Source organism: Paraburkholderia sp. PGU19 (genome assembly GCF_013426915.1).
GTDB lineage: Bacteria > Pseudomonadota > Gammaproteobacteria > Burkholderiales > Burkholderiaceae > Paraburkholderia.
This window is the reverse complement of the sequence record NZ_AP023179.1, coordinates 2,838,817-2,862,621: the sequence shown is the minus strand read 5'-3', so window position 1 is coordinate 2,862,621 and position 23,805 is coordinate 2,838,817. Positions and strand designations below refer to the sequence as shown.

The following is a 23,805-nucleotide window of genomic DNA, read 5'->3' as shown; positions in this document are numbered from 1 at the left end:
GAAATATCCTGTAATCTCACGTTACGTTTAAAAATGTCGTGCAATCCGGCGTGCCCAGTCAAATCAACGTAAGAATGTCCGCATGAGCTGCCCGAAGGACTGGTTTTAAATCCCACGCGTGAATGCGCTTGTCGTACAACAAAGGTCAGGTTTCGCCGCGGTCGATTAGGAATGCGATGTAATTGTCCGGGCGGTTCTATTTGCCAATGCGGGGTCGACATTCGGATGCACTCGAGTTGCGAATGGAAATACCGTCACATCGTGGTCAATGATGTCAATCTCTGAAATTTGCCGCCTGCTGTCCAGGTCTATTCCTGTCCGAACTCCCCGTGACGTTTTTCGGCAGGTCCGCGTACTGATGTACGCACTGCTCAATCCGTTTGCAGCTCGCATCTGGTTGAAGGCATTGACGACGAACTCTCTGCTTGCGGATATTGCTGCCCGCAACCGGCGCTTTCTCGAACGTCCCTTTCATTGCTTTGCCCAGGCCGATATGCCTGCATACGCGCGCGCCGAGCTGCTGTGCGATCATTTTCGAGTCGTTCGGGAGGTGTTCGGTGAAGATCTGGTGCGCAGACTTTACCTGAATTCGGAATACGTGACATTGGCATCAAGCGGAAGGTACGCGCTCGTTGCGAGCGAGCCGGTACGCTGCTGGCGCGAAGGGTTGCTTACCGTCGCCTGGCGCGACGCGTTCGAGCACGTCGATCTTGCGTGGGCGACCGTCAGCTTCGAAAGGCATCCCGAATCAGGGAAACGGGGCGCGTTGATCGGGGGCCTGCAAGGGCCAGCCGGTGCGGACCGAGAGCGGGTGCGCGAGGCTACGCGCGCATGCCATGGCTTGCGACCGAAGGCCGCTGTGATGGAAGCCGTTGGCGAATTCTGCAGGATAGCGAGAGTAGAAGCGCTCACTGGAGTGACCAAGAAGACGCACGTTTCCGCCGCAACGGCGGTTCAGTTTAGCGCGGACTATGACGGTTTCTGGCGTGAATCAGGTGGCGTTGAGGTCGATGGGCGGTTCGTGCTGCCGCTTCGCCCATATCACCGCGACATCAGCGAGGTTCCGTCAAACCGGCGTGCTGCATTTCGCAGGCGGCAGATGCTGATTGCGGATTTGCTAGCGCAGATCGATCGGGCAGTCGACGCGGGTCTGGCTACAGACGTTAAGCCGCCTTATCTGAGTCACGCGAAGGCCGACGACCATCTGCCGGAATTTGCTGTTGCTCTCGCAACTAATCATTGTGACGCGGAACCCGCGTGACTGCCATGTCATCATGGACCGCTCGAGGTTCTGGTAATCGGATACCCGCGAAGAAGTTCCGGGGGAGAAGATGAACGAGGATCGTCGCCATCGAACTCCCATGGCAGGGCCCCCCGACAAGCAAAAGTCATCAATCGGGCGCTCACGCCGGCAAGGGAAGATTGAAGAATCGCGTGCCAGGCGACTCCTCTCCCGATGTCCAATGTGCGCCCGATTGCTGCCGTCTATACCCAGCGGAATGATAATGGCGGAAGTGGGTCGGGTAGGGCCGGTTGCTTCCTTCGCCCTAAGTCTGGCGTGGACTGCCCATCGAGAATGCAGGTGTGGGGGGACTGGCGCGATGGCGAGTATCCCCCGGTGACCGAACGCGTTACTCGAATCCGCGCGGATTCTGCGCCTGCCAGCGCCAATGATCGGCGCACATGCGCTCGATGCCGTATTGCGCCTGCCAGCCGATCATGTCGAGCGCCTTCGCCGGGTTCGCAAAGCACTGCGCGACATCGCCGGGGCGGCGCGTGACGATCTCGTAAGGTACGGGTTTGCCCGAAGCCTTCTCGAACGCCTTCACGACGTCGGTCACGGTCATCGCCTATCTGATCGCGCTGAGCATTTATACGCGCGTGAAGCACAATCCGATTGCCAACCTGGTGCTGATCGCGGTGACGATCGTCTTTGCCGCGCTGAAGATTACCGGGACGCCGTATCGCATCTGTTCTGATGGCGCGGAGTTCGTCCACTTCCTGTTCGGGCCCGCAACGTTGCACTTCCGTTGCGTCTGTGGCGGTAGTGGGACAAGTTCAAGGGCGGCACGCTTTCGCCCCTCTGCGGTCTAGTGGCCGCCTCGCTCAGGATGAGCGTCTCGGCGGCGGGCAATGCCAAGCTCTTCTGCGCCTCGCATTAAACCCTTGTGTCGCTTGCGCTGAAGTGGACACGACGCTCATTGCCATGGTCGTCGCCCAGAAGGTGGGCGGCGCTCCCTCGCTCACTGCCGCGCTCGTGATTTCAACGGGGGTGTTCGGCGCCGTGACAGCGCGCTGGAGTCTTGGCGCATCGTGCGCTTGACGAGGTTGCGCGGCGCGCGGGCGGTGGTGAGTCCATGGCGCACGAAAGGACCCGGTGAGCGGCAGCGCATCATCCGTGAACGGGGTGGTTGCTGCGCGTCACGGCGATTGGGGAGTAGTGGAGGCAAAGCGTCGCGCTTCAATGCGACGCCGTTTCCCGACGCGCACCTGGTCTCTCAATTCGACGGCGGTGGGCCACTGGCGATCGTCCGCGCGTAGTCCGTCCTGCCTGGGCGTCACGTCGCAGTCTTTTGAGCGGGCGCACGGCAACCCTCTCCCTTCAGGGCCCTTCTTCAGGGGGAGGAAGGATAGCGCGGACGGCGTAGCCGTCCCTTATACGGCCTCAGTGCGGCGTGCGCTGCTGTTCAATGTACTGGCGCACGACCTCGATGGGCGCACCGCCGCAGCTACCTGCAAAGTAGGACGGCGACCATAGCGCACCGCCCGATAGCTTCCTGCGGATGCTCGGATAGTTCTTCTGCCGGATCATCCGACTCGAAACACCCTTCAGGCTATTCACGAGCGCAGAGACCCCGACCTTCGGGGGATAGTTCACGAGCAGGTGTACGTGGTCGTCCTCGCCGTCAAACTCGACCAACTCAGATTCGAAGTCCGTACACACACTCGCGAACACCATCCGCAAGTCGTTCAGAATTTCTTTCGTGAATACGCCGCGCCTGTATCTTGTTACAAAGACCAAGTGTGCGTGTATCAAAAACACGCAGTGCCTGCCGTGCCGTATATCGTCGTCTATCTTACGTGGGCGACCCATAAATTATCCTTTACAAGTTTTCGAAGGCCAATTATGGTCTTGCACATGGAACTCCTTCAAGCCTTCCAATTCGAACTCATGCCGACCGGCGAGCAGACGCGCAAGATGCGCCAGTTCGCCGGCGCGTGCCGGTTCGTCTATAACAAGGCGCTGGCAGTCCAGAGAGAGAATCACGAGGACGGCGGGAAGTTCATCGGGAAGTTCGCGATGAAGAAACTGTTCACCGGCTGGCGCAACAGCGCGGAGACGCCGTGGCTTGCGGATTCCCCTCGCCACCCGTGCGACGAGTCCATCCTTGACCTCGATCGCGCCTTTCAAAACTTCTTCGTCAAGCGCGCAGACTTCCCGCGCTTCAAGCGCAAGGGCGAGCGCGACTCGTTCCGCTACCCTGACCAGAAGCAGATTAAGCTCGACCGCGAGAACGGCCGCATTTCGCTGCCGAAGCTCGGATATCTCCGCTACCGCAATAGCCGCGTCGTGCTCGGCGAGGTCCGCAGCGCGACGGTATCTCTGCGCGCGGGCAAGTGGTACGTGTCGATCCTCACGAAGCGCGAGGTAGCGCAGCCGGTTCCGCAAGGCCCAGCAGTCGGTATCGACGTTGGTGTGGCCCGCTTCGCCACGCTGAGCGACGGATCGTTTATCGCGCCGCTCGCCAGTTTCCGTAAGCACGAGCAGCGGCTCGCGAAGTATCAGCGCCGGATGGCCCGCAAGGTCAAAGGCAGCAGCAACTGGAAGAAGGCAAAGGCTCGTGTGCAGCGCATTCATGCGCGTATCGCCAACGCCCGCAACGACTTCCTGCATAAGGCATCGAACACGATCAGCAAAAACCACGCAATGGTCGCCGTCGAAGACTTGCAGGTGCGCAACATGTCCAAATCAGCAAAGGGCAGCGCAGAAGCGCCAGGGCGCAACGTCCGCGCTAAGTCTGGCCTAAACAAGTCCATCCTGGATCAGGGCTGGGGCGAGTTCCGCCGCCAACTCGAATACAAGGTGGCATGGCGCGGCGGCTACTTCGTGGCCGTAGACCCGAAGAACACGAGTCGCACCTGTTCGTGCTGCGGGCATGTCTCGGCAGACAACCGCAAGACGCAAGCGCTGTTCGCCTGCGTATCGTGCGGGCACGAGGACAATGCCGATCACGTTGGGGCGCTCAACATTTTGGCGGCAGGACATGCCGTGATTGCCTATGGAGGGATGGCGCAGTCAGGCCGCTCGACGAAGCAGGAACCCGCCGAAGGTGCTCGCGCACCCGTAGGAATCCTCGCCAAATTTAGGGCGGGGAGGATGCCAAATGACGAGTGATGAAGCACCCACCCACGTGCCAGCGTGACCAGAGTCCCATGTGTGCCGCATGCCAATGCAGTGTTGAGACGCTTGCGCACGGAACACGCGGACAGCAATGTGCCCGGAAAGACACGATTGCCGCATCCATAAAAGAGAAACGGCTCGGGCGAGCGGCGCGTTGCTCCAATCGCCGCACCTGCGTGGTGGGACGCGCCGACGGACGGGACACCTGGATCGCCTCCTATGTCCGTACGAAACTCAGAACGATGTCGGGCGAGGCCTTCCCAATCTCCCGCCACACCGCTGACTGTGTAGCCAACGCATTGCAGGATCGTTTTCTCTCGGATGCGGATGCCGTATTGAAACGAATCCTTGATCTTGCTGCGCTTCGGTATCTGCGTGACGGCTCAAGTACCGTTACGCTGGAGGACGTTGGGGTTGCCTTGCGCTCTCTCGCGTCCCCGCACCGGTGACAAAGCTGGTTTGCTGCGGCCGGTGCTGGCGAGATGCCGGTTGGTATGCCACGAGAAGCTGCCCTTGTTGTGGTCTGGCCTGGGACCGGCGCACAGGGGATCAACTTGAATTCGTGGCTGAAGCGGTAGTGCATCGACGATTTTTTAACATAAGTAGATATCCTAATGAATAGCGGTCACAACCGGCCACAATATGATCGCCATGACTGCCGCCGACAAGGTGGACGATATTCCCTCGCTCACCGTTGTGCTTGTAAGCCCGGCAGCGCGTTCGGCGCGCCACCGGCGACGGGAGGCCGAGTAGTCGCGCGGATCAACGGACCTTGAGTGGAAGTGGGCCGTTAATCCGCCTTGCAGCTTCGTTACCCGGAGGCGTATCAAAAGGCCTTAATCGAGCGCCTCTGTCCTCGCGCGCTTACGGTTCGCAGTTGGTGCGCATTCGGCACGCCACTCGTCCTGCGAAATGCACGGTAAGCCTAGCGTGCCGGCGACGCGTTTGAACGCATCAGCAGTGCCCAGCAGATCGCGCTGCGCGATTACCTTATGAGCGAGCGCATGCACGATTTTTTCAGGCGCGCCATTGACCCGCGCCGAGGTCAATTCCGTTTCGAAATCGACCGCGCGGTTCAAGACAGCGGCGATCGGCATCTTGAATTGTTGAGCCTTCGCGAAAGATGTTGACATCGGGAGCACAGCCTCGGGCGTTACCATGATTTGGGCCTCACGGGCGTATTCAACGACTGGCGGGTCGAAGTCGTCAAGCCGGGCGTCTGCCGGAACGTCGGTAGCGAGAATCCGGATGCAGGCCGGAACCACGCCCGCCGCGCAAATCGCGGTAAGCGTTTCTACGGCGGCCTGCTGTGACGCAGTGTCCGGTGACACCGAGACAATGATCGTTTTCAGTTCGGTAAGAACGTGACGCCTCAACTGAATAAACGCGACCATGGCGTTCCGATGCTCAGTCGGGACGTCGATGATGCCTCCGCGCGGGGAAGTCATCATCGTGCAGTAGTGATCCTGAAGCGCATTTTCGCTTTCTGTCAGACGTGTGTTGTTGTTCACGTGCTCACCGTGTCCATCGAGCGGGCCGGGCTTCAGGAGCAAACCTCCCATCTGCGCGTGAAGGATTTGCGCCGCCGATGCTTGCGCTGCGCTGTTCGAGCTTTGAAAGTGAGCCACAATCAGATGAGTCATTGTCGTTCCTGCAAGGGTTGTTAGTGAAGGTATCGAATGCGTTAAGTGCGTTGCTTCTTATGTGACGGAGTCTTCGATGCCAGCTGGCTCGCTGGCGCACGCTCCGAGCTTGGTCCTGCGTCTGCGACTTCTGGCGAGTTGCGAGTATTCGAGCGGTTGGTACGTTCGAAGGCGGAATGCATCCCATTGGCGGTTCTGGACGGGGCGACGAATGCGCGGGATTACGATGGAGCGGAAGACCTTGGCGTTGTAGCCCGCGTGCAGGCACACGAGAAGCACGGCGCTCAGAGCGACAAGGGCGTCATCGACGTGGCAATCCTGGTAATCGAGAGACGTCGCGTACGCGCGAAGCGATTCCTCCGGAATGTCAGGGATGGAAGATGGCAACGTGCCGCGCGTTTGCAAAAAAGCTTCGAACTGGAGCCATAACGGCAGCAGTGTCTGGGCTGCTTTGTCGCTGCTGTACCGGGATAGCGCAATGCGAGCTTCCTCTGAGAGTCTGGATTCCAACACTTCTTGTTTACCTCCTATAGACAGATGGATCGTGGTGGGTGGTTAGTCGATTTGTAATGCTAATTATTGAAAATTGCGTTCGCGCTGAAACCTCGCGTGATTCGTCTGGGCGCGGCGTCCGCGCGCCGACCGTCGACGCCTATGTTCGGCACCATTGCCTAGCTGCGCCCGGTCGCCCGCGCTGGCCATTGCAGGCATTGAGCGGTTTCTTTTGGTCGTTTTCTCCAATGGTACGAAGTCGCTGGGTAACTGCATCTTTTCGGGAAACCGGTGCCGGATCTGCCAGCAGTAAACTTCGAGAATCATCTTCACGCGTGACGGACCGTGCCCAAGGCGGTCCGATAGCTGGGTCAGTACCTCAACGGGTGGCATCCCCCGATCGAGTGCGGCATTGCCAAAATCGACTGCATAGGTAAATCTCAGGCTGTGACTTCCGAGCTCTTTGCGCATCGGCAATTGGTCAAAGCGGGACTTCAGGCGGGCCTTTGCACTTTTGAGGTCATCGTTGCAGCCGGTGATCAGTTCAAAGTCGCGAGTGCGGCAGAACGCCAGCGCTGCGTTGATCGCGTCGAGCGTTTCCTCGACGTGATCCTCAAGCACCTCGGTACGACGCGGACGCCCGTTCTTGGCGCCGCGTTCGATGGGCAGACGTCGATTTCCCTGCAGGATCAGTTCTCGCCAGGTTTCCAGTGACTTGCCGCACATGAGTGCTTCGCGCATGCGAAGTCCCAGCCAACGCATCAGGCGAATCACGTGCACGACACCGTCATCGAGCTTTTGTGCCGCGGCGAGCAGTTCGCTGAACTCCTGCGGCGTGCGAGCACGGTGCTTGCCATGCCGGTCCCGTCGCTCAAGCTGGAGGGCCCGGCTGCGGATTGAGTGGGATATATCCAGTCCGGCAGCACCCTGTATCACCGAGAGCGACGCCCGATAGTTTGCGAGCGTGCCAGGCTTCATCGCCCCCGCAACCAGGAACCAGACAAAAAACTCGAGCATCCAGTCCTCCGCTTCATCGACTGCGCCCAATGTGTGTCCAATCCTTGCTGCAAAACGAGCGAATTCGCTCCAATGCAAGCGACGGTGTTTTTGCGAGTCCTTGCTTCCGCCTGCTTCTCGGCTCATCTGTGCGGCGTGGTTGACGCCGCGTGACCTCAGACCCATGGCACTCCTTTCCTATGGCCAGTTCTCTCGCTCGTACTTGACCTCGTTCGCGGGCGAGACACGCGAAGAGGGCACCCTGTTGCCATCGGTTTGCGATGGCGACGTGTCTTCACAGGACACGTGATTCAAAATGGGCAGGTCGAACGAGGGCGCGGCGTCGATCTGCTGGCAGGCAGTCGTGCAGGTAAATGAGCAGAGGCTGTTTAGCTGAGGGTCCCCGGGTGGCACCGGTGGAAGGGGTCTGCGTACTTGGAAGTTGGAGCCCGAGGTCGACATGGACACCACGCGACGCATGGCGGCGCGTTCGATGTCCAACCGAAGTCGCGTGCTTGCAGCACGGGGGCGATGACGGCCCGCGCAAGAGCGGGCACGATGTGGGAGGGCAACCGGGTGACAACGTCACACCCGATATCGCGCGTGGTGGCGAGTGAAAGGATTGATGTGCGCCAGAATGGCGCGACGCAGACCGGAACGATCGATGAGATCGACCGTTTCAATGGGTATGGGAAAACGCCTACCGCCTGCAAGCGGAAAATCGAGGCACGCCGATAATGCCGGCTATGCCGGGATGTACGTCATGCCTTGGGGTAGGTACCTTCCTTTTGGGGAAATGCTTGCATGGTGCCTTCGCGCGTGGAGGAGGCAAATACGCGCGTGGAGCGACACGTCCTGAGCGGGAGCATTTTGCTCCTGCAACGGGCAAGAACAGCACGGACAACCGATAGGCCGGCTTTAAGCACTGCTTCCCTGGACATTAGCCCAGACAAAAGCTTTGCCACGCCTGCGGAGCACAAGACGTGACTAGTCACCTTCGCCCGCGCCCAAAGAACGCGGGAGATTTCAAATATTCCTACTCCGTCAGTGGAGATGACTGACAGCGTGAGTCCTTTAACGGACAGGTCAATGCAATGCGTTGGCGCGATGTGTGCAGCCGAACTGAACTTCGTCAAGGCGAAATTCAACCGGCTCACATCGGAGCCCTTGCCATCAAAGCAGCACAGCGATATTGGGCAGTTGCATCCCGAGACTCGCGCCCCATCGTGATGCCCTACGGTGTGCTGGTCGCAGCCGGTTACGTTAACTGACGCCCCCAGACACTGCTAGTCGATGTCCCTTACGTTGGGACTGCCCGGACACGAGAGTGCGTGTCGCACGTAAAACCGGAAACTTCAGACGATTAAACATGGATCTTGGCCGGAAGTCAAGTTCCTTTCCGCGCGCTCATGGCGTGCGCCTTCGTCTGTCAATTTGACAGCCGTTGGGCGATGGGTGATCGTCTATGCATAGACCGATCGGACGGGTCTCGTTTATCCGCCGACGCGAACAGCACAAGCATGGCTCGCGACCTTGCGACCGTGATGCAATAGTTCGGTAGCGCCAGAGGTGACGTACAGACGAGAGGTGGACTCAACCCGCGCGTGGGACAGGCTGCCGCCGTGTTTGTCGATGATGGCGCCGCAAACCTTTGTAGGCAGTATGACTTCCTGCGGGACAGAGGCTGGCCCGCCGCGAAGGAATCAATCGCGGGTTAGCATGACTGCCAGAGCCGCACGGTGCGGACGTACCGCACCCGGCGATTTCCGACGCGGAGGCCAGCATGGAAGACGATAGCACCCTTTACGTGGGTCTTGATGTTCATAAGGATTCGATCACGGTCGCCTATGCCCTTGGAGCGGGCGAGGTTGAACTGCTCGGCAAGATCGGTACTACGCAGGCCGACGTGGAGCGGTTGTGCAAACGACTGCAGTCCAAGGCGCGCCACATACGCGTCGTCTATGAGGCAGGCCCCTGCGGGTACGGGCTTTACAGGAAGCTCATCCAGAAGGGATTCGAGTGCATGGTGTGCGCACCGTCGCTGATTCCCCGCAAGCCAGGTGAGCACATCAAGACTGACCGACGTGATGCCGTCAAGCTCGTCCGATCGCTGCGTGCCGGCGACCTGTCGGCCGTATACGTCCCCAGCGTCGACGATGAAGCATTCCGGGATCTGGCTCGCGCATGGGTGATTGCCAAGGACGACCTCAAGCGTGCACGGCAACGGGTAAAAGCCTTTCTGCTTTCGCACGGCGTGCGCTACACCGGCTCTGCCAACTGGGGGCCCGCGCACCGACGCTGGCTGAGCGCATATAGCTTCGACAGTGCGTGGCAGCAGTTTGCGTTTGAAGAGCTACGTCGCGCGATCGAAGACCGGCTCGCACAATGTGACCGGCTGGAGTCTGCGCTGCGTGAGGCAGTCGTTAACTGGCGCTTCTATCCCGCCGCCCTGGGCCTGCAGGCGATGCGCGGTGTCCAGTTCACCACGGCAGTGGGCATGCTCGCCGAGCTGGGCGATCTCTCACGCTTCGTGCACCCACGCCAGTTGATGGCGTGGCTCGGGGTGACGCCCTCCGAGCACTCATCGGGCGGCAAGCGTCGTCAGGGCAGCATCACTAAAAGCGGCAACAGTTATGCAAGAAAGCTGTTAGTTGAAGCTGCATGGAGCTATCGCCACCCTGCGCGTGTGAGCCCCGATATTCAGCGTCGTCACGAAGGTTTGCCTAAACCGATTGTAGATCGAGCCTGGGACGCACAGGTGCGCTTATGCCGACGCTATCGCAAACTCGTTGCGCGCGGCAAGCAGAAGAATATCGCCGTAGTCGCAGTTGCCCGTGAACTCAGCGGATTCATCTGGGACATCTGCCGGCTCTCCTTGTCGCTGGCCATACCGCGCGAGACACAGATGCCGTGATGCACAGCAATGCCCTGCGTCTGCATCCACCGTAACGACACGTGCAGGAGTTTCCTGAAGGCGGCGTAGCCCGGCACACGAGTAACCCGCGACCAGGGTAGGCAACGGATCTCATCCGACTTGCGGTGGTAGGTAGCGGAAGGCTCATTGGGCGGACATCTGTAATGCGGTAGCCAATCCGCGGATATCAGCTTGATCCACCGTCGAGATTTACTGCTACGTCGCCCTCAGGAAATTCAAACATTGAAAACACAGAACCGATCATGTTGACACCAGAAGTCATATCAGCCTGGAAGACTGCGGAAACGTTCAGGAACGCACTGACGTTGTTCGCCTGAATCCGTACTCAAATCGTCGATGCATATATTAATGGCCGCGGAATCGGTCAATCATTGGCTTGGCGGCACTCAGTTTCTAGAACGCTCGGCATCGTCATAAAACAATGGTTAGAGCGTGAGTTGACGCTGAGATGACCTCTTGTACGGATGACGCGCAGCAACTTTCTGGGCTTTCTTTTCTTCCGCTTGTTCGCAATCTTGCCTGCTACGTCGAGTTGCTTGCGCGTAAGAGCCGTCGCATGGGCGCGGCTGCCACTCCGAATGAATGCTTTGGTGTCTCCTTTGGCGAGCATTTCATCGCTGCCGCCATCATGAGCCTGATACGTTCGGCACAACTTAACGGGCACGAACCGCACGCCTACCTGAAAGACGTCCTCACGCGGCTGCCGACCCATAAGGCCTGCGACATCTCGGCATTGCTGCCGCATCGCTGGCAGCCAACTTTGATAGTCGGCTAGCCCGACTCGTAAATATGGGTTTGCTGCGCGCTTAGGATATACAGGCGATATCTACTCCATTTCTGGCCGTTCGCAAGTGAGAAACATCGAACATATTGATAGCGATTCGTCGAACGGGGAGACGACATCGCGCGACGCCGGACCTTCGTCATCGAACCACGTCAGGTCTCGCTGGTACATCCTGGTCAAAGTCAAATTTACGATATCGTTTTTGCTCGCTATCTTTTGGAGCGTTGTGTCGTTTCATCTTGCCCAAAGATGGCCCTGGAAACGACCAACAACCATGCTGCGGGTTTCGTGGGCGGCGGAGATGGCTACCGCTATACGAGCGTGACGGCCCGTGTGATGTTCCCGTTCACTTGACTCGTGCAGAGGGATACCGCCTCGTATCCCTGGACAGACCGGCTTGCTCGAACTGTCGCAGATTCCAGGGCCCAAGATCTGACCGGTGTAGAGCGTCAACTGTGAAGTCCGGCTGGCGGACGCGAAAACTGTCGACGCCCAACATGGGCATGAGTGGCGCGCGTTGCTGCGCTTGCGCAAGACACGGGCGCGCGCGCCTAATGCTGCTGGGCGCGGCCGACGCTAGCAACTTGACGAACGGTAGGGCGACGTAAAACTTCAGGAAAGGGCCCCCACTCAGAACAGGCTATGCAGCAGGCTCCTGACCTGTTGGATCAACAGATCCGTTACACCCATTGTTTCGGTTGCGAAATAGCACACACCGCCAATCAGAGCCAGTGCTATCAAACCCATCGTAAGATCGTCGCTCATCCTGCCTCCCATTTTCACTTCCCCCGGGGATTTGTGATGGTCGAACACATATTGTTTGTGAAAGTATCCACGTGGCAATCTTTTGCTGCCGTACGGTACCTCACACATGGACATTCAGGGCGTATGTTCCCACATGCGCAGAGCGCTCAATCGTAAATTGGGATGTGATCTAGGCGGGGGCTTAGCGTGTGCCAGGTGGCGCGCGGCGCATGATCGGCAGGGCAAAGACAAATTCGGCGTTTAGTGCGTTGACACACGGAAGGTTGCCCTCAATCGGAAGAAAATCCGGCCCACGTGATGACGAGGTGATCAGCAATAAAAGAATGTCACCGATGTCTGCCACCTTGAGTGGCCAATGGAAGCGCAATCGCGCAACACACGGGGGAAGGCATATGCAAGCAAATCGTGTTAAAGCACGCTTTAGTGGACTCTTCGTCGGCATCCTGTTCGGCAGCATCGTGCCTTTGGCGCAGGCGCAAGCGCCTGTTGAAAGGCCCACGGTTACCGGGCTTAACGGGATTGTGCTACTTAAGCCGTTGAGCTTTCCAGAGTGCCCAACCAAAGCTGTATTACCTGATATGGCTAACGATTATCCCACGGGCCAGTCGTACGACCTTGAAGCGCCTAATCCCTGTTTTGCGCACCAGAATCATCAACTGATTGGCTCGGCTGTCGCCGATACAGAGAACGTGACCATCAGTTGGCCCAAATCGAATGCGCCCGATATCAGTCGGAATGCAGTTGTAAGCATTAGAAATGGAGTAGTTCAAAGCATCGAAATGCACACGTTCGGCACAGTTGATCAAGACCGGATTTATGGGTTGCTCAAATCCAGATTCGGCAGGCCTTCCGATGAACACACGCAAGCCGTGCAATACAGGACGGGAGCGAAGTACAAGGCCATCGACGCGGACTGGAAGCGACCAGGGGGGGCGGTTGTTATCATGAGGGGCCTTTGGGATACCGCGGTTTGGGACACCTTGGACAACGGATTGGTCATTGCCATGAGCGCCCAGGAGAGCGCGCGTCTGAACGCGACGCGAGGACGGGGTAACTCCGTCATAACGCCGGTACGGATGGAAAAAGCCCGCGCGCCGCGGGCTTTTCGAGTGTGGTAAATGCCGTTCGACAGGGCCTTTTGCACAGCCGCATTAACGTGAAAGCGCAATGACGCGCGTGTCCGCTATAGACTGGACTGCCCTGACGGATATTTCTGCGCGCCAAAATACGCGCCATCCTGCGGCGGGCGGACGCCCAGCTTGTCAATCATCGTCGACGATGCCACTTCAAGGGCAAAGCAGACGAGCGCACCAATTCGGCCTTCCGGTATGTTAAGACTGCGTCCGCGCCGGCGTTGTCGGCCTCATGGTCGCGTCAGTCGGACCTGATGCGCCGGCCCTTCGCAACCGTTATTGCTGTCGACACGGCGTCGTACTGCGTAAAGTTGCCAGTGCTCAGACTGCCCGTTAGCTCGATGAGCACGCCCAATGGGGGCGGAACTCCGATCACCTGAATCCGGCTAATCTGGGTGTTTTGAATCAAGTCCTTCGGATCTACATTTTCAATCGCACAAATCGGCGCGGTCAGGTCAAGAACTGAGACCGTTTTGACCGAGCCATTCGCCAAAGTCAGCGTCTGCGCAGATGCCGTGCCCTGCAATGTGACAGGCGAGCCATCCCTGAAGCATTCGGCATGTGCCGCGCCCATCGCGCACAGCGCAATTGTGGTCACCAGTGATTTCAGCATGGTCGCCCCCGTGTGATATTAGATTCGCGCGCCCCTTCCGGCAGAGTGGCCTATCCCGGTCCTTGGGGCACCAACTGCATTTGTCCATTCCCATCTTGTCGCCGCCCGCGTTCAGACGGCCTGCTTTCTCTATGCTTCGGACACCGCCAGCCCAACTACGGATACTCGTTCAGGTGAAGCTACGGCCCGGATGGCTGGATGCCGCGAGGTACCGGTAGTGTGATCTGGAAAGCAACTGAGACAGTTCCGACCAGCGTACCGGCAACCAGCCCTGAATCGCGAATAGAAACCGGATAGTTCAAGGTAGTCGGCAAGCGGTCGTTCTTCAGCGTCTATCACACAATGCGCAATGCTGCAAACGATAGTGAATGAGTAGCGTCCAAACTAGTAGGTCCACGTGCTCGGTCGTTACATTATTATCGTGCGTTACCACTCTTGCATTGTTGCGCCGCGTGGTCAAGCCATTGTCGAAAGTCGACACCCACTCGCGCCCCACACCTCATCTCGTGCGCAGCCGCTGCGTACCTGGCCTGGACCGGCAAGCCGCACGGTTGGGCTGTCAGTGGGAGGTTGACGTTCGTACAAGAGCTATTGCGGTGATCGCTTAATAATGGAATGCAAGGACGGCCCGGAGCGTGCCAGGGAACGACAACCACGCACGATCATGAGCCATGATTCACGTAGTGACGGTTTTTGTCGAAACCGCGGAGATGAAGTGATTCAGAAATGCAGCCAGGAAGCTGAAAGTGATCCGGCGCAGCTTGCGCGAGCTGTCAGCACGCTCGAGATTCATCTCCAGCGACGGCTCTTCGAGCGTGCTTCACGCCGGGTTATCTCCCGTCGCGCACGAGACCGACAACACAACCGCAACCAACGGTGTGCAGCGCGGGACATAGGCCTCGCGCAGTAATCCTTTTCAAGAACCCCACCAATTGGTCGTCCGACCCCATAGCGTCCCGGGCGTGCCGTTCGGGGTGTTGAGTACCTGCGGGCATCTGTGGCGTCGGTTGTGTCAGTGGAGTGCCGCAAGCCAGATCATCAAGGCGTCTGCCCTCGGCCACAGCAGGTTTCAATCGTCGACGCTGCTAGTCGGCAACCGTGCGGCTCGCCACTGTACGGACGTAGACCACTGCCTGGTCATCCGCATAAATTCGACGCCAGTCGGGCAGCGCATCAATCATGTCCGCAACGGCGCTGCCGGCATGGAGGATTGTCCATCGGATCTGATATTTCGTCACTAGCCGTTCAAACGCGGTGCGGTCAGGCGCCGACGCTGCAAGGTAAGCGGAGACGAAATCGTCGCCATAGAGGTCGGCGCGACCATCGATAAAGGGTTTAACTCTTTTGAAAATCAGATAACCGCCGAATTCGTAGCTATTGAAGACCGGCTCCGTCAGAAGTTCTTTGGGTACATGCTCCAGTGCCGTGATCGGCGACACTGGGCTGTCGGTTCGCACAATCGGATGCATAACGCGAATTGCAGTCACAACGAGCACGCAGGCAATTGCGCCGAAAACCCATTGCGCCGCACGACGGCGAAGCGGCGCGACCGGTTTGTCTTTCCCATGAAATGCACGCGCAAGGGGCTCGGCGAGGACCACGGCGCCTACTACACCCGCGACCATCTGGTGTCGACTGTGCTGAAGGGCCATATGAATAAGCCCGAGCAGCATCAAAAGCCGAGATATGCGGTCGCGTCAGAAGGCTCGGTGCAACGCACACCGCAGCACAAACAAATACGACCAGAACCCCCACCGAATCGAGCCAGGGCGTCAGGTGACGGGCCAGCAGAGCAAACGTCAACGCGGTCGCGGCACCATAAAGCGTGACTATCCCGTTCCGACCACCGGCTTTATAGGTAAGCGCCATGAGCATTTCGGAGAGCCATTCGAACGCGACCCACGGTGCCCCCGCAGCTGTGTAGGAAAACGGATCCGTGTGCGGTATCGCGCCGTTTTCCAGGATCCACGTTCCTGCACCGATGTGCCAGTAGGTGTCGCCGTCTCCCAGGACTCGGGGTGACGATCACGTAGCCAATCAAAGCAGCAATCATCCAAAACGGCGGCCAGTGCCAGGAAGCGACAGCCCTGGTGTGTCGAGAAATGACTTGTTCCAATGTGCCACCTATCGACCGTCGCCGCTGCCGTCGTTGACGAACACGCTTTCGAAGCGAATGCTATCGATCGCTTCGAGTAGCGGAGTGACACACGCAAAAAAACGCTGAATGACATCGCTTTCGTTGTAGAGCGGCACAACGAGCGAAATGAGCTGCTTGGCGGTCCTGGCGGACATGATGTGATCCCCGTTATTAGCTTGTGTTGGACTTGTGATTATCTAAAGCGGTAACAACACGGAGTGCACAGTGCTAAGTTCAGCAGCAACATCGGAATGCCTCGTTGTAATGCTCTTAGATCCTCCAGCGCACGCAGGGCACGGTGGTTGGCGCGCCGAGGGCGATTCCGTTTATGGGTCTTAAAGGGGGACAGCATGGCGCACGTGCGTGCTGCCGATTCCTGCGGAAGCAGTTCCTCGTCTCGTGCCGAATCGACTTTTGCAAAGTCAGTCCTATTCCCGGCGCAGCGTATCAAGACTCCGGCCATCGTCGCCCGTCTCGATGGCCTGCTGTCTATCCTGCCAGACGCAGGCGCGACGCTAGCGACAGCGGCCATCAGGAACCGACTGTCCAAGTAACAACAAAGCCGTGGATATCGACGGCAAGAAATTCCGATGGGCCAATCCGAGAGCCGCTTAGAGACGCCGCCGGCAGATTGGGAGCGAGCCACACAATCGTGATCTCCCAAGCTTCGTAGTGAACCGACGTTGCACCAGGAACCGCATCATGCCGCCCGCCCGCGCTTTGTCGGTCGAGCCATCGGTTTCTTCCGGATACCGGGAAGCGAAGCGGCGGACGGTCGACGCTCCAGCAAATTCGCCGCGCTCCATCGCGAGCCTTCCGTCCGGACAAGCAATGATTACCACTGATGTTTCATGGTTGTAACGGAATGTGACGGTGACGCCCGGGTAGCGCAGGTGAGTCCAAAAATTAGGGTATTCATCAGTCTAAACCTAGCCAAATCAGCCATATGAAGGAACTTTCTCGGTCTCGGCCGAGTAGTTTCTACCGGTCGTTCTCGCGCTTGAGAGTTTCCGGCGGGCTTTTTACCGGTAAATTCGTGTTTCGGATGTGTAACAATTTGTGACGTTCAGGCGCCTCGCGATTACGCGGATTTTGTTGTGACGAGTCCATGCTCCCGATAGTTGGGCATGTCTTGCGGTGCCTTGAATTACCTTGGGATGGGCCATTGCGCCCAATTCCACGTGACGGTTTCCTCATACATTTTCTGTTCGCCTCCTCACATTCGTGTCTGCGCGAACCACGAACGCTCCCACCCCGCAAATTATCACTTATGAAACATTCTCCAGCATAGTTGGATCGAGACATCGTTCTTTTGGCTGAATGAACTAATCCCAGCAAGGCTTTCGGCGTACATGGCACCGTTCTGGCTATAGATGCCCGCAACGGTGACGCGTTGCTTTGGCGGTAGACGCATCCCGGGTTTCGGGCGCGGCAGGACACTGACGGGGGGCGGTTCTGCGGCGCCGGAAGACTTCGACACTTGGCGGTTTCGACTGTCGATAGTGGCGAAGGTCAAGGAACTGCGACGACACGCCGGACCGTTGTTGCAGTTTCGCAAGTAAGTGGCGTTGGGGAGGGGCGGGCTGGGGCGCGGCGAATCATAACGACGTGCTTCAGCACCGAACCGGTAGTCCCGGCCAAAACCGGCTGTGCAGTTGCAGCCTTCACCAATGCTCGGTCCCGCAGCGGGCATGTTTAGCGTACCTGAGTAAAACAACTTTTTTTAAGGAGCTTCAAAATGCAGAAAACTCTCGACCTGATCCGTGCCTTTGCCTGTGAAGAAGATGGTGTGACGGCGATCGAATATGGCCTGCTGGCTGCGTTGATCGCGGTGGCCATTATCGGTGGCGCAACGCTTGTCGGCACCAACCTCAATACCATGTTCACCAACATTTCGACCACGCTGGGCAACGCAGCGTAGCAAGCGACGCAACTTGCATGGCGAGGGCTGCCGGGTTTTCACGCTTGGCAGCCTCGCCATCGCCACGCGAGGGAAGGGTGAAAAAAACAAGCGCCTTTGGGGGAAAAGTGATGAATGGAGAACTCGACCTGGCCCATGCCTTCGCGCATGAAGAGGACGGTGTTACGTCGATTGAATATGGCCTGCTCGCAGGCCTGCTCGCTATCAGCATTATCACTGGCGCGACAGCCTTGGGCGGACAACTCGGCCTGTTTTTCACCGGCATCGGTAACTGGTTCGGCGCCGTCGTGGTGCCTTAAAAAAGCAAGCCACGCAACACGCAAGGACCCATCATCGCGGGTCGACGTGAGTATGCCGCAGCATAAACGGGGGAAACGACATGAACGCTTTCGAATTTCCAGTCGGCATCTGTCTGCTGCTTTTGCTGGCGGTGGCAGCGGGTTGGGATCTGCATTCGCGCCGCATTCCTAACTGGCTGGTGGTGATGGGGCTGACGCTGGCGCTCGCGTTGCAGTGGTGGCTGCAAGGTGCGGCTCAGGGGTACACGTCGTGGGGGCTCGGTCTACTGACGGGTGGTTGCCTGTTTTTTCCGCTCTATCTGCTGCGCGGCATGGGGCGGGCGACGTGAAGCTGATGGCGATGGTGGGCGCGTTCGTCGGGCCGGAGCTGGCGTTCGAGATTGTGCTGGTGACTTGCACCCTGGGTGGCATCTGGGCGCTCGCAGTCATCTTGTTCAAGCGCTCGTTGAAATCGGCAGGGGCCAACATGCTGGCGATCCTGCATTCGAAGGGCGGTCAGGACGGCGGGATGGTCGAAGAAGGAAAGGGCGCCGCATTGCCCTCCGTCGGTTCACTGCCTTACGGCGTGGCCATTGCGATGGGTACGTTGAGCATCATGATCCTGCGCGCGGGACACGGCATCGTCTGACGAGCGGGGATACACAAAGGATTCGCATAAAAGATTCACATCAGGAAGAGAGCCCACGTCGAGGGGCAGCACGAAGCAGGTAACAGACCTTTCGCACAATACGCGGGTCCAGGGGACCCCACGGGGGTACAACGTGATAGACGAACAACAGACGGCGCCGCAGGCGTCGGCCGACGTGACGCGCTTGCATGACGCAAGCCGCGCACGCGCCGACGGGGAGCATGCCGACGCGGGCATGCTGGAGCGCGCGCCGCGGACCATCGCCGAAACGGGCCTCGACCAGAACCTGCTTCTTGAACTCGTTGCCAAATCCACATTCGTGATGGGCAAGGTGTCGCTGTCCCAACTGATGCAGCGGCTCAAGCTGGGCGCTGTTGTGCTCGATAGCGTCGTGTCGTTTGGCGTGCGGGAACGGATTCTCGAAATCGTCCGGCGCGGCGCCACCGACCTCGATGTCGAACTGCAACTGACGGAAGGCGGCCGCCAGCGCGCATCCGAATTCATGAGCCGCTGCCGGTACGTTGGTCCGGCGCCCGTGTCGCTCGCATCGTATGAAGCGATGCTGCAGCGGCAATCGGTGCGCCGGATGCACGTAACACGCAACCAGGTGCGCGCGGCCTTCGCCGGCCTGATCGTGAGGACGACGTTGCTCGACGATATCGGTGGCGCGGTGAACAGCGGCAAGCCGGTGATCTTCTTCGGCCCGCCGGGAAGCGGAAAAACTTCGCTGGCCGAGCGATTGGGCAGGCTGTTGCCCGGCCGTGTCGCCGTGCCCTACGCAATCGCGGTCGAGAACGAGGTGATCCAGATTTTCGATCCACTGATCCACGAGCCCGTCACGAGCGCTGCGAAGGACTCCGTGCTGGCCGCGCCCACCGATGCTCGCTGGCAGCTTTGCCGCCGGCCGACGGTCGTGTCGGGCGGCGAACTGACACTCGACATGCTCGAGTTGCGCTACGACGCGTCAAGCGGCTTCTATCAGGCGCCGCCGCACGTGAAAGCCAACGGCGGTCTGTATGTGGTCGACGACCTTGGCCGTCAGCGTGTTGAGCCGGCTGAACTACTCAATCGCTGGATCGTGCCGTTCGACCGCGGCCGCGACATGCTGACCTTGCATACGGGCCTGCGCTTCTCGCTTCCGTTCGACGTCTGGGTCGCGTTTTCGAGCAACTTCGCGCCGGGGGATCTGGGCGACGAGGCCTTCTTCCGGCGCCTCGGCTGCAAGCTGTATGTCGGCGCGCTCGACGTCGCGGAGTATCGCGCCGTGTACCAGCGCCGCTGCGAAGATCTCGCCGTCGTTTCGGACGACGATGCCTTCGAATACCTCGTTCATCACCTGCACATGACGTCGGGTCGGCCATTGCTTGCCTGCTATCCGGGCGACGTTCTGCGCATCGTGCTGGCCAACGCGAAGTATCTGGATCAGCCACCCGTTGCAAATGCGACGAATCTGCTGCGCGCGTGGAACGCCTATTTCGCGGTCGCCGGCGAGCACGACGCCCCGCCGCCGCAACAGCAAGGCGCCGCGGAGCGGGGCGCAAAAAAATCAGCGGCCGGTTAATGGACCGGTTAAACGGCCGGAAGCCCTAATCAGGAAACAGGTCAGGTCTCGGGAGACTCAACATGAAGAACATACGCGCTTTAGTGATGCTGCTGGTCGCCGCGGTGGCCGGCCTTGGTGCAGTGGCCATGGCATCGCGTTGGCTGGTGGAACGATCGTCGGGCATGACGGCCAAGGTCGCCGTTGCGGCCGTCGACATCAATCTCGGACAGCGACTGAATCCTGAATTCATCAAGATGATCGACTGGCCGTCGGGCAGCGTTCCGCCCGGCGCGTTCACCGAGGCGCAGAAACTCGACGGGCGCGTGATGAAAAACAGCGTGCTGCGCGGCGAGCCGATCCTCGATGGCAAGCTCACGCCCGTTGGCACGGTGGGCGGTCTGTCGGCGGTGATCTCAGAGGGGCGGCGCGCGATCACCGTGCGCGTCAACGACGTGATCGGCGTGGCGGGTTTCGCGTTGCCTGGCAACTACGTCGACATCATCGTGAGCACGCAGCAGGAGAACGCCAGCAGCAAGGGCTCGAACAAGGACGACAGCATCTCCAAGATCGTGCTCGAAAAGATCCTGGTGCTGGCCGTCGCGCAGGAAGTCGGCCGCGACGAGACGAAGCCCAAAGTCGTCAATGCTGTCACGCTCGAAGTCACGCCCGACCAGGCAGAGAAGCTTGATCTGGCGCGCAGCGTCGGCACGCTGTCTCTCGTGCTGCGCAATCAGGTCGACACCGCCACGCTGGCGACGGACGGCGCAACGAAGTTCACCCTCCTCGGCACGCAAGCGCCCGTGGCTGCGTCGGCACCCTCGGCGCCCGTACACCGCGTGCGCACGCACTACGCAGCGCGTCCCGCCGCGCCGCGCGACTGCATCGGCGTCCTGTCGGGTGTGATGGGCAGTGTCGAATGCTTCTAACCGGTTGCGCAGCCACTGTCGGGGGCGCCGGGCGAGGCACAACAAGGCATAAACGCAAGTGTCGACTTGCAGATATCGGGTAAGGGGAGCATGACCAAATGAAAACGAAATCGGGGTTCTCGCGCGGTAGCAACACAGACCGCTACTCATTGGGCCGCAAGGCGCTCGCCGCGATTCTCTGCTTCGGGCTCGTCGGGACGCAGACTGTCCAGGCGCAGGAAGCGATCGGCTATCCGGCGATGGCGGCGCGCGGCGCGACTCCGCCCTTGCCAGGGGGGCGCGGTGGGATGCCCATGACGGTCGCGATGGGAGGGGTACCAGCCGGCGCCGCGGGTGCCGCTGGTGTCGCAAACGGACCTTTACCTTTGCGCGGCCCGAGCTGCACGGGCGAGATCCGTGACGAATCGACCGTCAACGTGGCCGTCGGCAAATCGGTTCTCGTGCCCCTGCTCGAGCCTGCGCGCAACCGCACGCTCGGCAATCCGACGATCGCGCAGGCGGCGCTGGTGTCGCCCCGCACGCTCTATGTCGTCGGGATGGCCGTCGGCACGACCAACATGATTGTGCAAGGCAAGAGCGGCTCGTGCCAGATGATCAACGTGAGCGTCAATGTGGACGCGAATGGCTTGCAGCAGGCACTCGCGCAGCTAATGCCCGAGGAGCGCGGCATCCGTGCGTCGACGGCGGCCGGCAACCTGGTGCTGGCCGGTGCCGTGTCGAGTGCGCCCGCTGCGCAACAGGCGATGACGATCGCGCAGGCGTTCGCGAACTCGCAACCGACGCAGGAAAAGCAGGCCTCATCCGCGAATTACGGCAACGGGATGTCGAGCTCGAGTCAGCAGAGTTCGAGCAACAGCAATGCGGCCACCGTGATCAACATGATGACCGTCGACTCGCCGCAGCAGGTGATGCTCGAAGTCAAGGTGGCCGAAGTGTCAAAGTCGCTGATCAACCAGTTGGGTGCGGCAGTCAACATCCAGGGCGGCTTCGGATCCTGGACGGGGGCGCTGGTGAGCAACCTGCTCGCGGGCGTGACGAGCGCGCTGGCCGTCAGCAAGGCCAACAACCGTCCGTTCAATCTCGCCGTCGATGCGCAGAAGACCGACAACCTCGTCAAGATTCTCGCCGAGCCGAACCTTGTGACGATCAGCGGCCAGGAAGCCACGTTCCTCTCGGGCGGCAAGATCTTCATTCCTATTCCGCAGAGCAGCGGCAACGGTGTATCGAGCATCACGCTGCAAGAGGAAGAGTTCGGCGTCGGGCTCAGGTTCACGCCGACCGTGTTGTCGGGAGGGCGGATCAGCCTGAAGGTGTCGCCTGAGGTGTCCGAGCTGTCGCCCACGGGTGTGACGGTATCGGCTTCCGGCTCGTCGGGCGTTTCGATCCTGCCGCTCATCAACACGCGTCGTGCGTCGACGGTTGTCCAGATGCGCGATGGCGAGTCGTTCGCAATCGGCGGGCTGTTGAGCAACAACGTGACGGGCGCGCTGAAAGCCGTTCCCGGTCTGGGCGAAGTGCCCGTTCTCGGCGCGTTGCTTCGTAGCACGAGTTTCCAGGCGGACTTGACGGAACTCGTGTTCGTCATCACGCCGCACCTCGTGAAGCCGATGCAGATCGCGAACTATCCGTTGCCGACGGACAGCTTCTCGCACGTGAACGAGGCCGAAGTCTATGCGACGGGCAATATGGAAGGTCACCACGGCAAGACGCCAGGCAGGCCCGTGGGCACCTCGCCGGATGCGCAGCCGACGCAGTCGCCCGCTCCTGCTCCTGCGCCACAGGCACCCGCCGCGCCTCAGTCGTCTGCTCCTGCGCCCCAGGCAGTCGCTCCGGCACGCCAGCCAGCTGCTCCGGTGCCCCAGGCAGCCGTTCCTGCGGTCCAGGCAGCGGCCGCGCCCGAAGCAGCTGCTCCCGCGCCTCAGGCAGCCGCTCCTGTGCCCCAGGCAACTGCTCCCGCACCTCAGGAACAACCCACACCCACGCCTCAGGCGCTTACTGCGCCTGTTGCAGCGGTCGTGCCGCCGAACGAGCCGCAGCCCACGTCGGACACGTCTGCGCAGCCGTCGGCGTCCGGCACTGACGGGCTCCCGGCAAACACGCTGGGCTCCGCCCAGTCTTCGGCGCAGAGCTCGACGACGGACGGGAACGCGGCGCGCATCGAAAGTGCCGCCCGAAGGATTGCCGCGCGCGTAGCTCAACAGGACGTCTTGAATGCCGACGCGTCGAGCCCGGCGCGGGACCACTGATCTGATGAAGGGGAATCTCATGAAACTCGAAACTTTTGCCTTCACGCGTCGGGCAGCGCTCATCGTCCCGGTCTGCATCGCACTCGGTGGCTGCATGTCGAGCACGCCCATCTGGGACGCACACATCGGGCAGGCGCTGAAAGCAGTCACACAGGCACAAATCATCGATCCGCATGCCGGCGAACGCGAACATGCCCCAGACGGTATGGATGGCAAGTCCGCTGCGTCGGCGATGGCGACGTATGACAAGTCCTTCTCGCATCCCGTCACAACACAGGGTGCATACGTCATCGGTGTAGGAAACGGAAACAGCGGCCGGTAAAAGCAACCAATGCGGGAGAT

The 23,805-nt window shown here is 59.8% G+C and carries 21 protein-coding genes and 3 pseudogenes; 15 read left to right on the top strand and 9 right to left on the bottom strand.

Annotated elements, in window-relative coordinates:
* Positions 1 to 268: 268 nt before the first annotated feature.
* Positions 269 to 1,261, top strand: a complete 993-nt coding sequence (locus tag H1204_RS13050; RefSeq protein ID WP_346015732.1) for a DUF535 family protein — start codon at positions 269 to 271, stop codon at positions 1,259 to 1,261.
* 370 nt (positions 1,262 to 1,631) lie between these two features.
* Here the strand turns inward: H1204_RS13050 and H1204_RS13045 are convergent.
* Positions 1,632 to 1,844, bottom strand: a pseudogene (locus H1204_RS13045) (UDP-glucose 4-epimerase); the annotation flags it as partial.
* A 37-nt stretch (positions 1,845 to 1,881) separates the two neighbouring features.
* Between H1204_RS13045 and H1204_RS51325 the strand changes: the two are divergent.
* Together H1204_RS51325 and H1204_RS52930 are read left to right on the top strand one after the other, a co-directional pair.
* Positions 1,882 to 2,094, top strand: a complete 213-nt coding sequence (locus H1204_RS51325; protein ID WP_243468494.1) for an LrgB family protein — start codon at positions 1,882 to 1,884, stop codon at positions 2,092 to 2,094.
* A 112-nt stretch (positions 2,095 to 2,206) separates the two neighbouring features.
* Positions 2,207 to 2,323, top strand: coding sequence for an LrgB family protein (locus H1204_RS52930; RefSeq protein WP_346015744.1), 117 nt, complete (start codon positions 2,207 to 2,209; stop codon positions 2,321 to 2,323).
* 342 nt (positions 2,324 to 2,665) lie between these two features.
* On the opposite strand, the gene tnpA is transcribed toward H1204_RS52930, so the two are convergent.
* Positions 2,666 to 3,094 carry an IS200/IS605 family transposase gene (gene tnpA / locus H1204_RS13035; protein WP_180728630.1) on the bottom strand — a complete coding sequence of 143 codons (429 nt, stop codon included), beginning with the start codon at positions 3,092 to 3,094 and terminating at the stop codon, positions 2,666 to 2,668.
* A 45-nt stretch (positions 3,095 to 3,139) separates the two neighbouring features.
* Here tnpA and H1204_RS13030 point away from each other — a divergent pair, with 45 nt between their 5' ends.
* Positions 3,140 to 4,396 (top strand): RNA-guided endonuclease TnpB family protein, encoded by a 1,257-nt coding sequence (locus H1204_RS13030; RefSeq protein ID WP_180730956.1) that lies wholly within the window; start codon positions 3,140 to 3,142, stop codon positions 4,394 to 4,396.
* A gap of 842 nt (positions 4,397 to 5,238) precedes the next feature.
* Here the strand turns inward: H1204_RS13030 and H1204_RS13025 are convergent.
* The 3 genes from H1204_RS13025 to H1204_RS13015 all read right to left on the bottom strand — a co-directional run bounded on the left by H1204_RS13025 (position 5,239) and on the right by H1204_RS13015 (position 7,719).
* The gene (locus H1204_RS13025) at positions 5,239 to 5,913 is read right to left on the bottom strand and encodes a hypothetical protein (RefSeq protein WP_243468493.1); all 675 of its coding nucleotides are present in this window, start codon (positions 5,911 to 5,913) and stop codon (positions 5,239 to 5,241) included.
* Positions 5,914 to 6,102: 189 nt separating this feature from the next.
* Positions 6,103 to 6,558: a hypothetical protein gene (locus H1204_RS13020; RefSeq protein ID WP_180728628.1), complete on the bottom strand. Its 456-nt coding sequence runs from the start codon at positions 6,556 to 6,558 to the stop codon at positions 6,103 to 6,105.
* Positions 6,559 to 6,621: 63 nt separating this feature from the next.
* Positions 6,622 to 7,719, bottom strand: coding sequence for an integrase domain-containing protein (locus tag H1204_RS13015; RefSeq protein ID WP_180728627.1), 1,098 nt, complete (start codon positions 7,717 to 7,719; stop codon positions 6,622 to 6,624).
* Positions 7,720 to 9,316: 1,597 nt separating this feature from the next.
* Here H1204_RS13015 and H1204_RS13010 point away from each other — a divergent pair.
* Together H1204_RS13010 and H1204_RS13005 are read left to right on the top strand one after the other, a co-directional pair.
* Positions 9,317 to 10,447: an IS110 family transposase gene (locus H1204_RS13010; RefSeq protein WP_180728626.1), complete on the top strand. Its 1,131-nt coding sequence runs from the start codon at positions 9,317 to 9,319 to the stop codon at positions 10,445 to 10,447.
* Positions 10,448 to 11,084: 637 nt separating this feature from the next.
* Positions 11,085 to 11,243: pseudogene (locus tag H1204_RS13005) on the top strand (transposase domain-containing protein); the annotation flags it as partial.
* 639 nt (positions 11,244 to 11,882) lie between these two features.
* Here H1204_RS13005 and H1204_RS52605 read toward each other — a convergent pair.
* A complete protein-coding gene (locus H1204_RS52605) occupies positions 11,883 to 12,017 on the bottom strand; it encodes a hypothetical protein (protein ID WP_274608182.1) in 135 nt (44 codons plus the stop codon).
* A 392-nt stretch (positions 12,018 to 12,409) separates the two neighbouring features.
* Here H1204_RS52605 and H1204_RS13000 point away from each other — a divergent pair, with 392 nt between their 5' ends.
* On the top strand, positions 12,410 to 13,135 hold the full coding sequence (locus H1204_RS13000; protein WP_180728625.1) for a hypothetical protein: 726 nt from the start codon (positions 12,410 to 12,412) through the stop codon (positions 13,133 to 13,135).
* Between the two features lie 256 nt (positions 13,136 to 13,391).
* Here the strand turns inward: H1204_RS13000 and H1204_RS12995 are convergent, their stop codons facing one another.
* The 3 genes and pseudogenes from H1204_RS12995 to H1204_RS12985 form a co-directional block, all read right to left on the bottom strand.
* Positions 13,392 to 13,763: a hypothetical protein gene (locus tag H1204_RS12995; protein ID WP_180728624.1), complete on the bottom strand. Its 372-nt coding sequence runs from the start codon at positions 13,761 to 13,763 to the stop codon at positions 13,392 to 13,394.
* A 1,085-nt stretch (positions 13,764 to 14,848) separates the two neighbouring features.
* Positions 14,849 to 15,436, bottom strand: coding sequence for a hypothetical protein (locus tag H1204_RS12990; protein WP_180728623.1), 588 nt, complete (start codon positions 15,434 to 15,436; stop codon positions 14,849 to 14,851).
* A gap of 460 nt (positions 15,437 to 15,896) precedes the next feature.
* Positions 15,897 to 16,055: pseudogene (locus tag H1204_RS12985) on the bottom strand (glycosyltransferase); the annotation flags it as partial.
* A 1,583-nt stretch (positions 16,056 to 17,638) separates the two neighbouring features.
* On the opposite strand from H1204_RS12985, the gene H1204_RS12980 reads away from it, so the two are divergent.
* The 8 genes from H1204_RS12980 to H1204_RS12950 all read left to right on the top strand — a co-directional run bounded on the left by H1204_RS12980 (position 17,639) and on the right by H1204_RS12950 (position 23,785).
* Positions 17,639 to 17,821, top strand: a complete 183-nt coding sequence (locus H1204_RS12980; RefSeq protein ID WP_180728622.1) for a Flp family type IVb pilin — start codon at positions 17,639 to 17,641, stop codon at positions 17,819 to 17,821.
* A gap of 110 nt (positions 17,822 to 17,931) precedes the next feature.
* The gene (locus tag H1204_RS12975; RefSeq protein ID WP_180730955.1) at positions 17,932 to 18,120 is read left to right on the top strand and encodes a Flp family type IVb pilin; all 189 of its coding nucleotides are present in this window, start codon (positions 17,932 to 17,934) and stop codon (positions 18,118 to 18,120) included.
* Positions 18,121 to 18,200: 80 nt separating this feature from the next.
* Positions 18,201 to 18,449, top strand: a complete 249-nt coding sequence (locus H1204_RS51320) for a prepilin peptidase (RefSeq protein ID WP_243468492.1) — start codon at positions 18,201 to 18,203, stop codon at positions 18,447 to 18,449.
* A 5-nt stretch (positions 18,450 to 18,454) separates the two neighbouring features.
* On the top strand, positions 18,455 to 18,748 hold the full coding sequence (locus tag H1204_RS51315) for a hypothetical protein (RefSeq protein WP_243468629.1): 294 nt from the start codon (positions 18,455 to 18,457) through the stop codon (positions 18,746 to 18,748).
* Between the two features lie 133 nt (positions 18,749 to 18,881).
* On the top strand, positions 18,882 to 20,309 hold the full coding sequence (locus H1204_RS12965; RefSeq protein ID WP_180728621.1) for an ATP-binding protein: 1,428 nt from the start codon (positions 18,882 to 18,884) through the stop codon (positions 20,307 to 20,309).
* 62 nt (positions 20,310 to 20,371) lie between these two features.
* Positions 20,372 to 21,217, top strand: coding sequence for a Flp pilus assembly protein CpaB (cpaB, locus tag H1204_RS12960; RefSeq protein ID WP_180728620.1), 846 nt, complete (start codon positions 20,372 to 20,374; stop codon positions 21,215 to 21,217).
* A 98-nt stretch (positions 21,218 to 21,315) separates the two neighbouring features.
* Positions 21,316 to 23,463 (top strand): type II and III secretion system protein family protein, encoded by a 2,148-nt coding sequence (locus H1204_RS12955; protein WP_180728619.1) that lies wholly within the window; start codon positions 21,316 to 21,318, stop codon positions 23,461 to 23,463.
* A 19-nt stretch (positions 23,464 to 23,482) separates the two neighbouring features.
* Positions 23,483 to 23,785 (top strand): hypothetical protein, encoded by a 303-nt coding sequence (locus H1204_RS12950; protein ID WP_180728618.1) that lies wholly within the window; start codon positions 23,483 to 23,485, stop codon positions 23,783 to 23,785.
* Positions 23,786 to 23,805: the final 20 nt, after the last annotated feature.

Excerpts from the sequence above, each read along its gene's own strand:
- H1204_RS13050 (WP_346015732.1), top strand. The coding sequence starts at position 269 with ATGATGTCAATCTCTGAAATTTGCCGCCTGCTGTCCAGGTCTATTCCT.
- H1204_RS52930 (WP_346015744.1), top strand. The coding sequence starts at position 2,207 with ATGGTCGTCGCCCAGAAGGTGGGCGGCGCTCCCTCGCTCACTGCCGCG.
- tnpA (WP_180728630.1), bottom strand. The coding sequence starts at position 3,094 with ATGGGTCGCCCACGTAAGATAGACGACGATATACGGCACGGCAGGCAC.
- H1204_RS13030 (WP_180730956.1), top strand. The coding sequence starts at position 3,140 with ATGGAACTCCTTCAAGCCTTCCAATTCGAACTCATGCCGACCGGCGAG.
- H1204_RS13015 (WP_180728627.1), bottom strand. The coding sequence starts at position 7,719 with ATGGGTCTGAGGTCACGCGGCGTCAACCACGCCGCACAGATGAGCCGA.
- H1204_RS13010 (WP_180728626.1), top strand. The coding sequence starts at position 9,317 with ATGGAAGACGATAGCACCCTTTACGTGGGTCTTGATGTTCATAAGGAT.
- H1204_RS52605 (WP_274608182.1), bottom strand. The coding sequence starts at position 12,017 with ATGAGCGACGATCTTACGATGGGTTTGATAGCACTGGCTCTGATTGGC.
- H1204_RS13000 (WP_180728625.1), top strand. The coding sequence starts at position 12,410 with ATGCAAGCAAATCGTGTTAAAGCACGCTTTAGTGGACTCTTCGTCGGC.
- H1204_RS12995 (WP_180728624.1), bottom strand. The coding sequence starts at position 13,763 with ATGCTGAAATCACTGGTGACCACAATTGCGCTGTGCGCGATGGGCGCG.
- H1204_RS12990 (WP_180728623.1), bottom strand. The coding sequence starts at position 15,436 with ATGCTGCTCGGGCTTATTCATATGGCCCTTCAGCACAGTCGACACCAG.
- H1204_RS12980 (WP_180728622.1), top strand. The coding sequence starts at position 17,639 with ATGCAGAAAACTCTCGACCTGATCCGTGCCTTTGCCTGTGAAGAAGAT.
- H1204_RS12975 (WP_180730955.1), top strand. The coding sequence starts at position 17,932 with ATGAATGGAGAACTCGACCTGGCCCATGCCTTCGCGCATGAAGAGGAC.
- H1204_RS51320 (WP_243468492.1), top strand. The coding sequence starts at position 18,201 with ATGAACGCTTTCGAATTTCCAGTCGGCATCTGTCTGCTGCTTTTGCTG.
- H1204_RS51315 (WP_243468629.1), top strand. The coding sequence starts at position 18,455 with ATGGCGATGGTGGGCGCGTTCGTCGGGCCGGAGCTGGCGTTCGAGATT.
- cpaB (WP_180728620.1), top strand. The coding sequence starts at position 20,372 with ATGAAGAACATACGCGCTTTAGTGATGCTGCTGGTCGCCGCGGTGGCC.
- H1204_RS12955 (WP_180728619.1), top strand. The coding sequence starts at position 21,316 with ATGAAAACGAAATCGGGGTTCTCGCGCGGTAGCAACACAGACCGCTAC.
- H1204_RS12950 (WP_180728618.1), top strand. The coding sequence starts at position 23,483 with ATGAAACTCGAAACTTTTGCCTTCACGCGTCGGGCAGCGCTCATCGTC.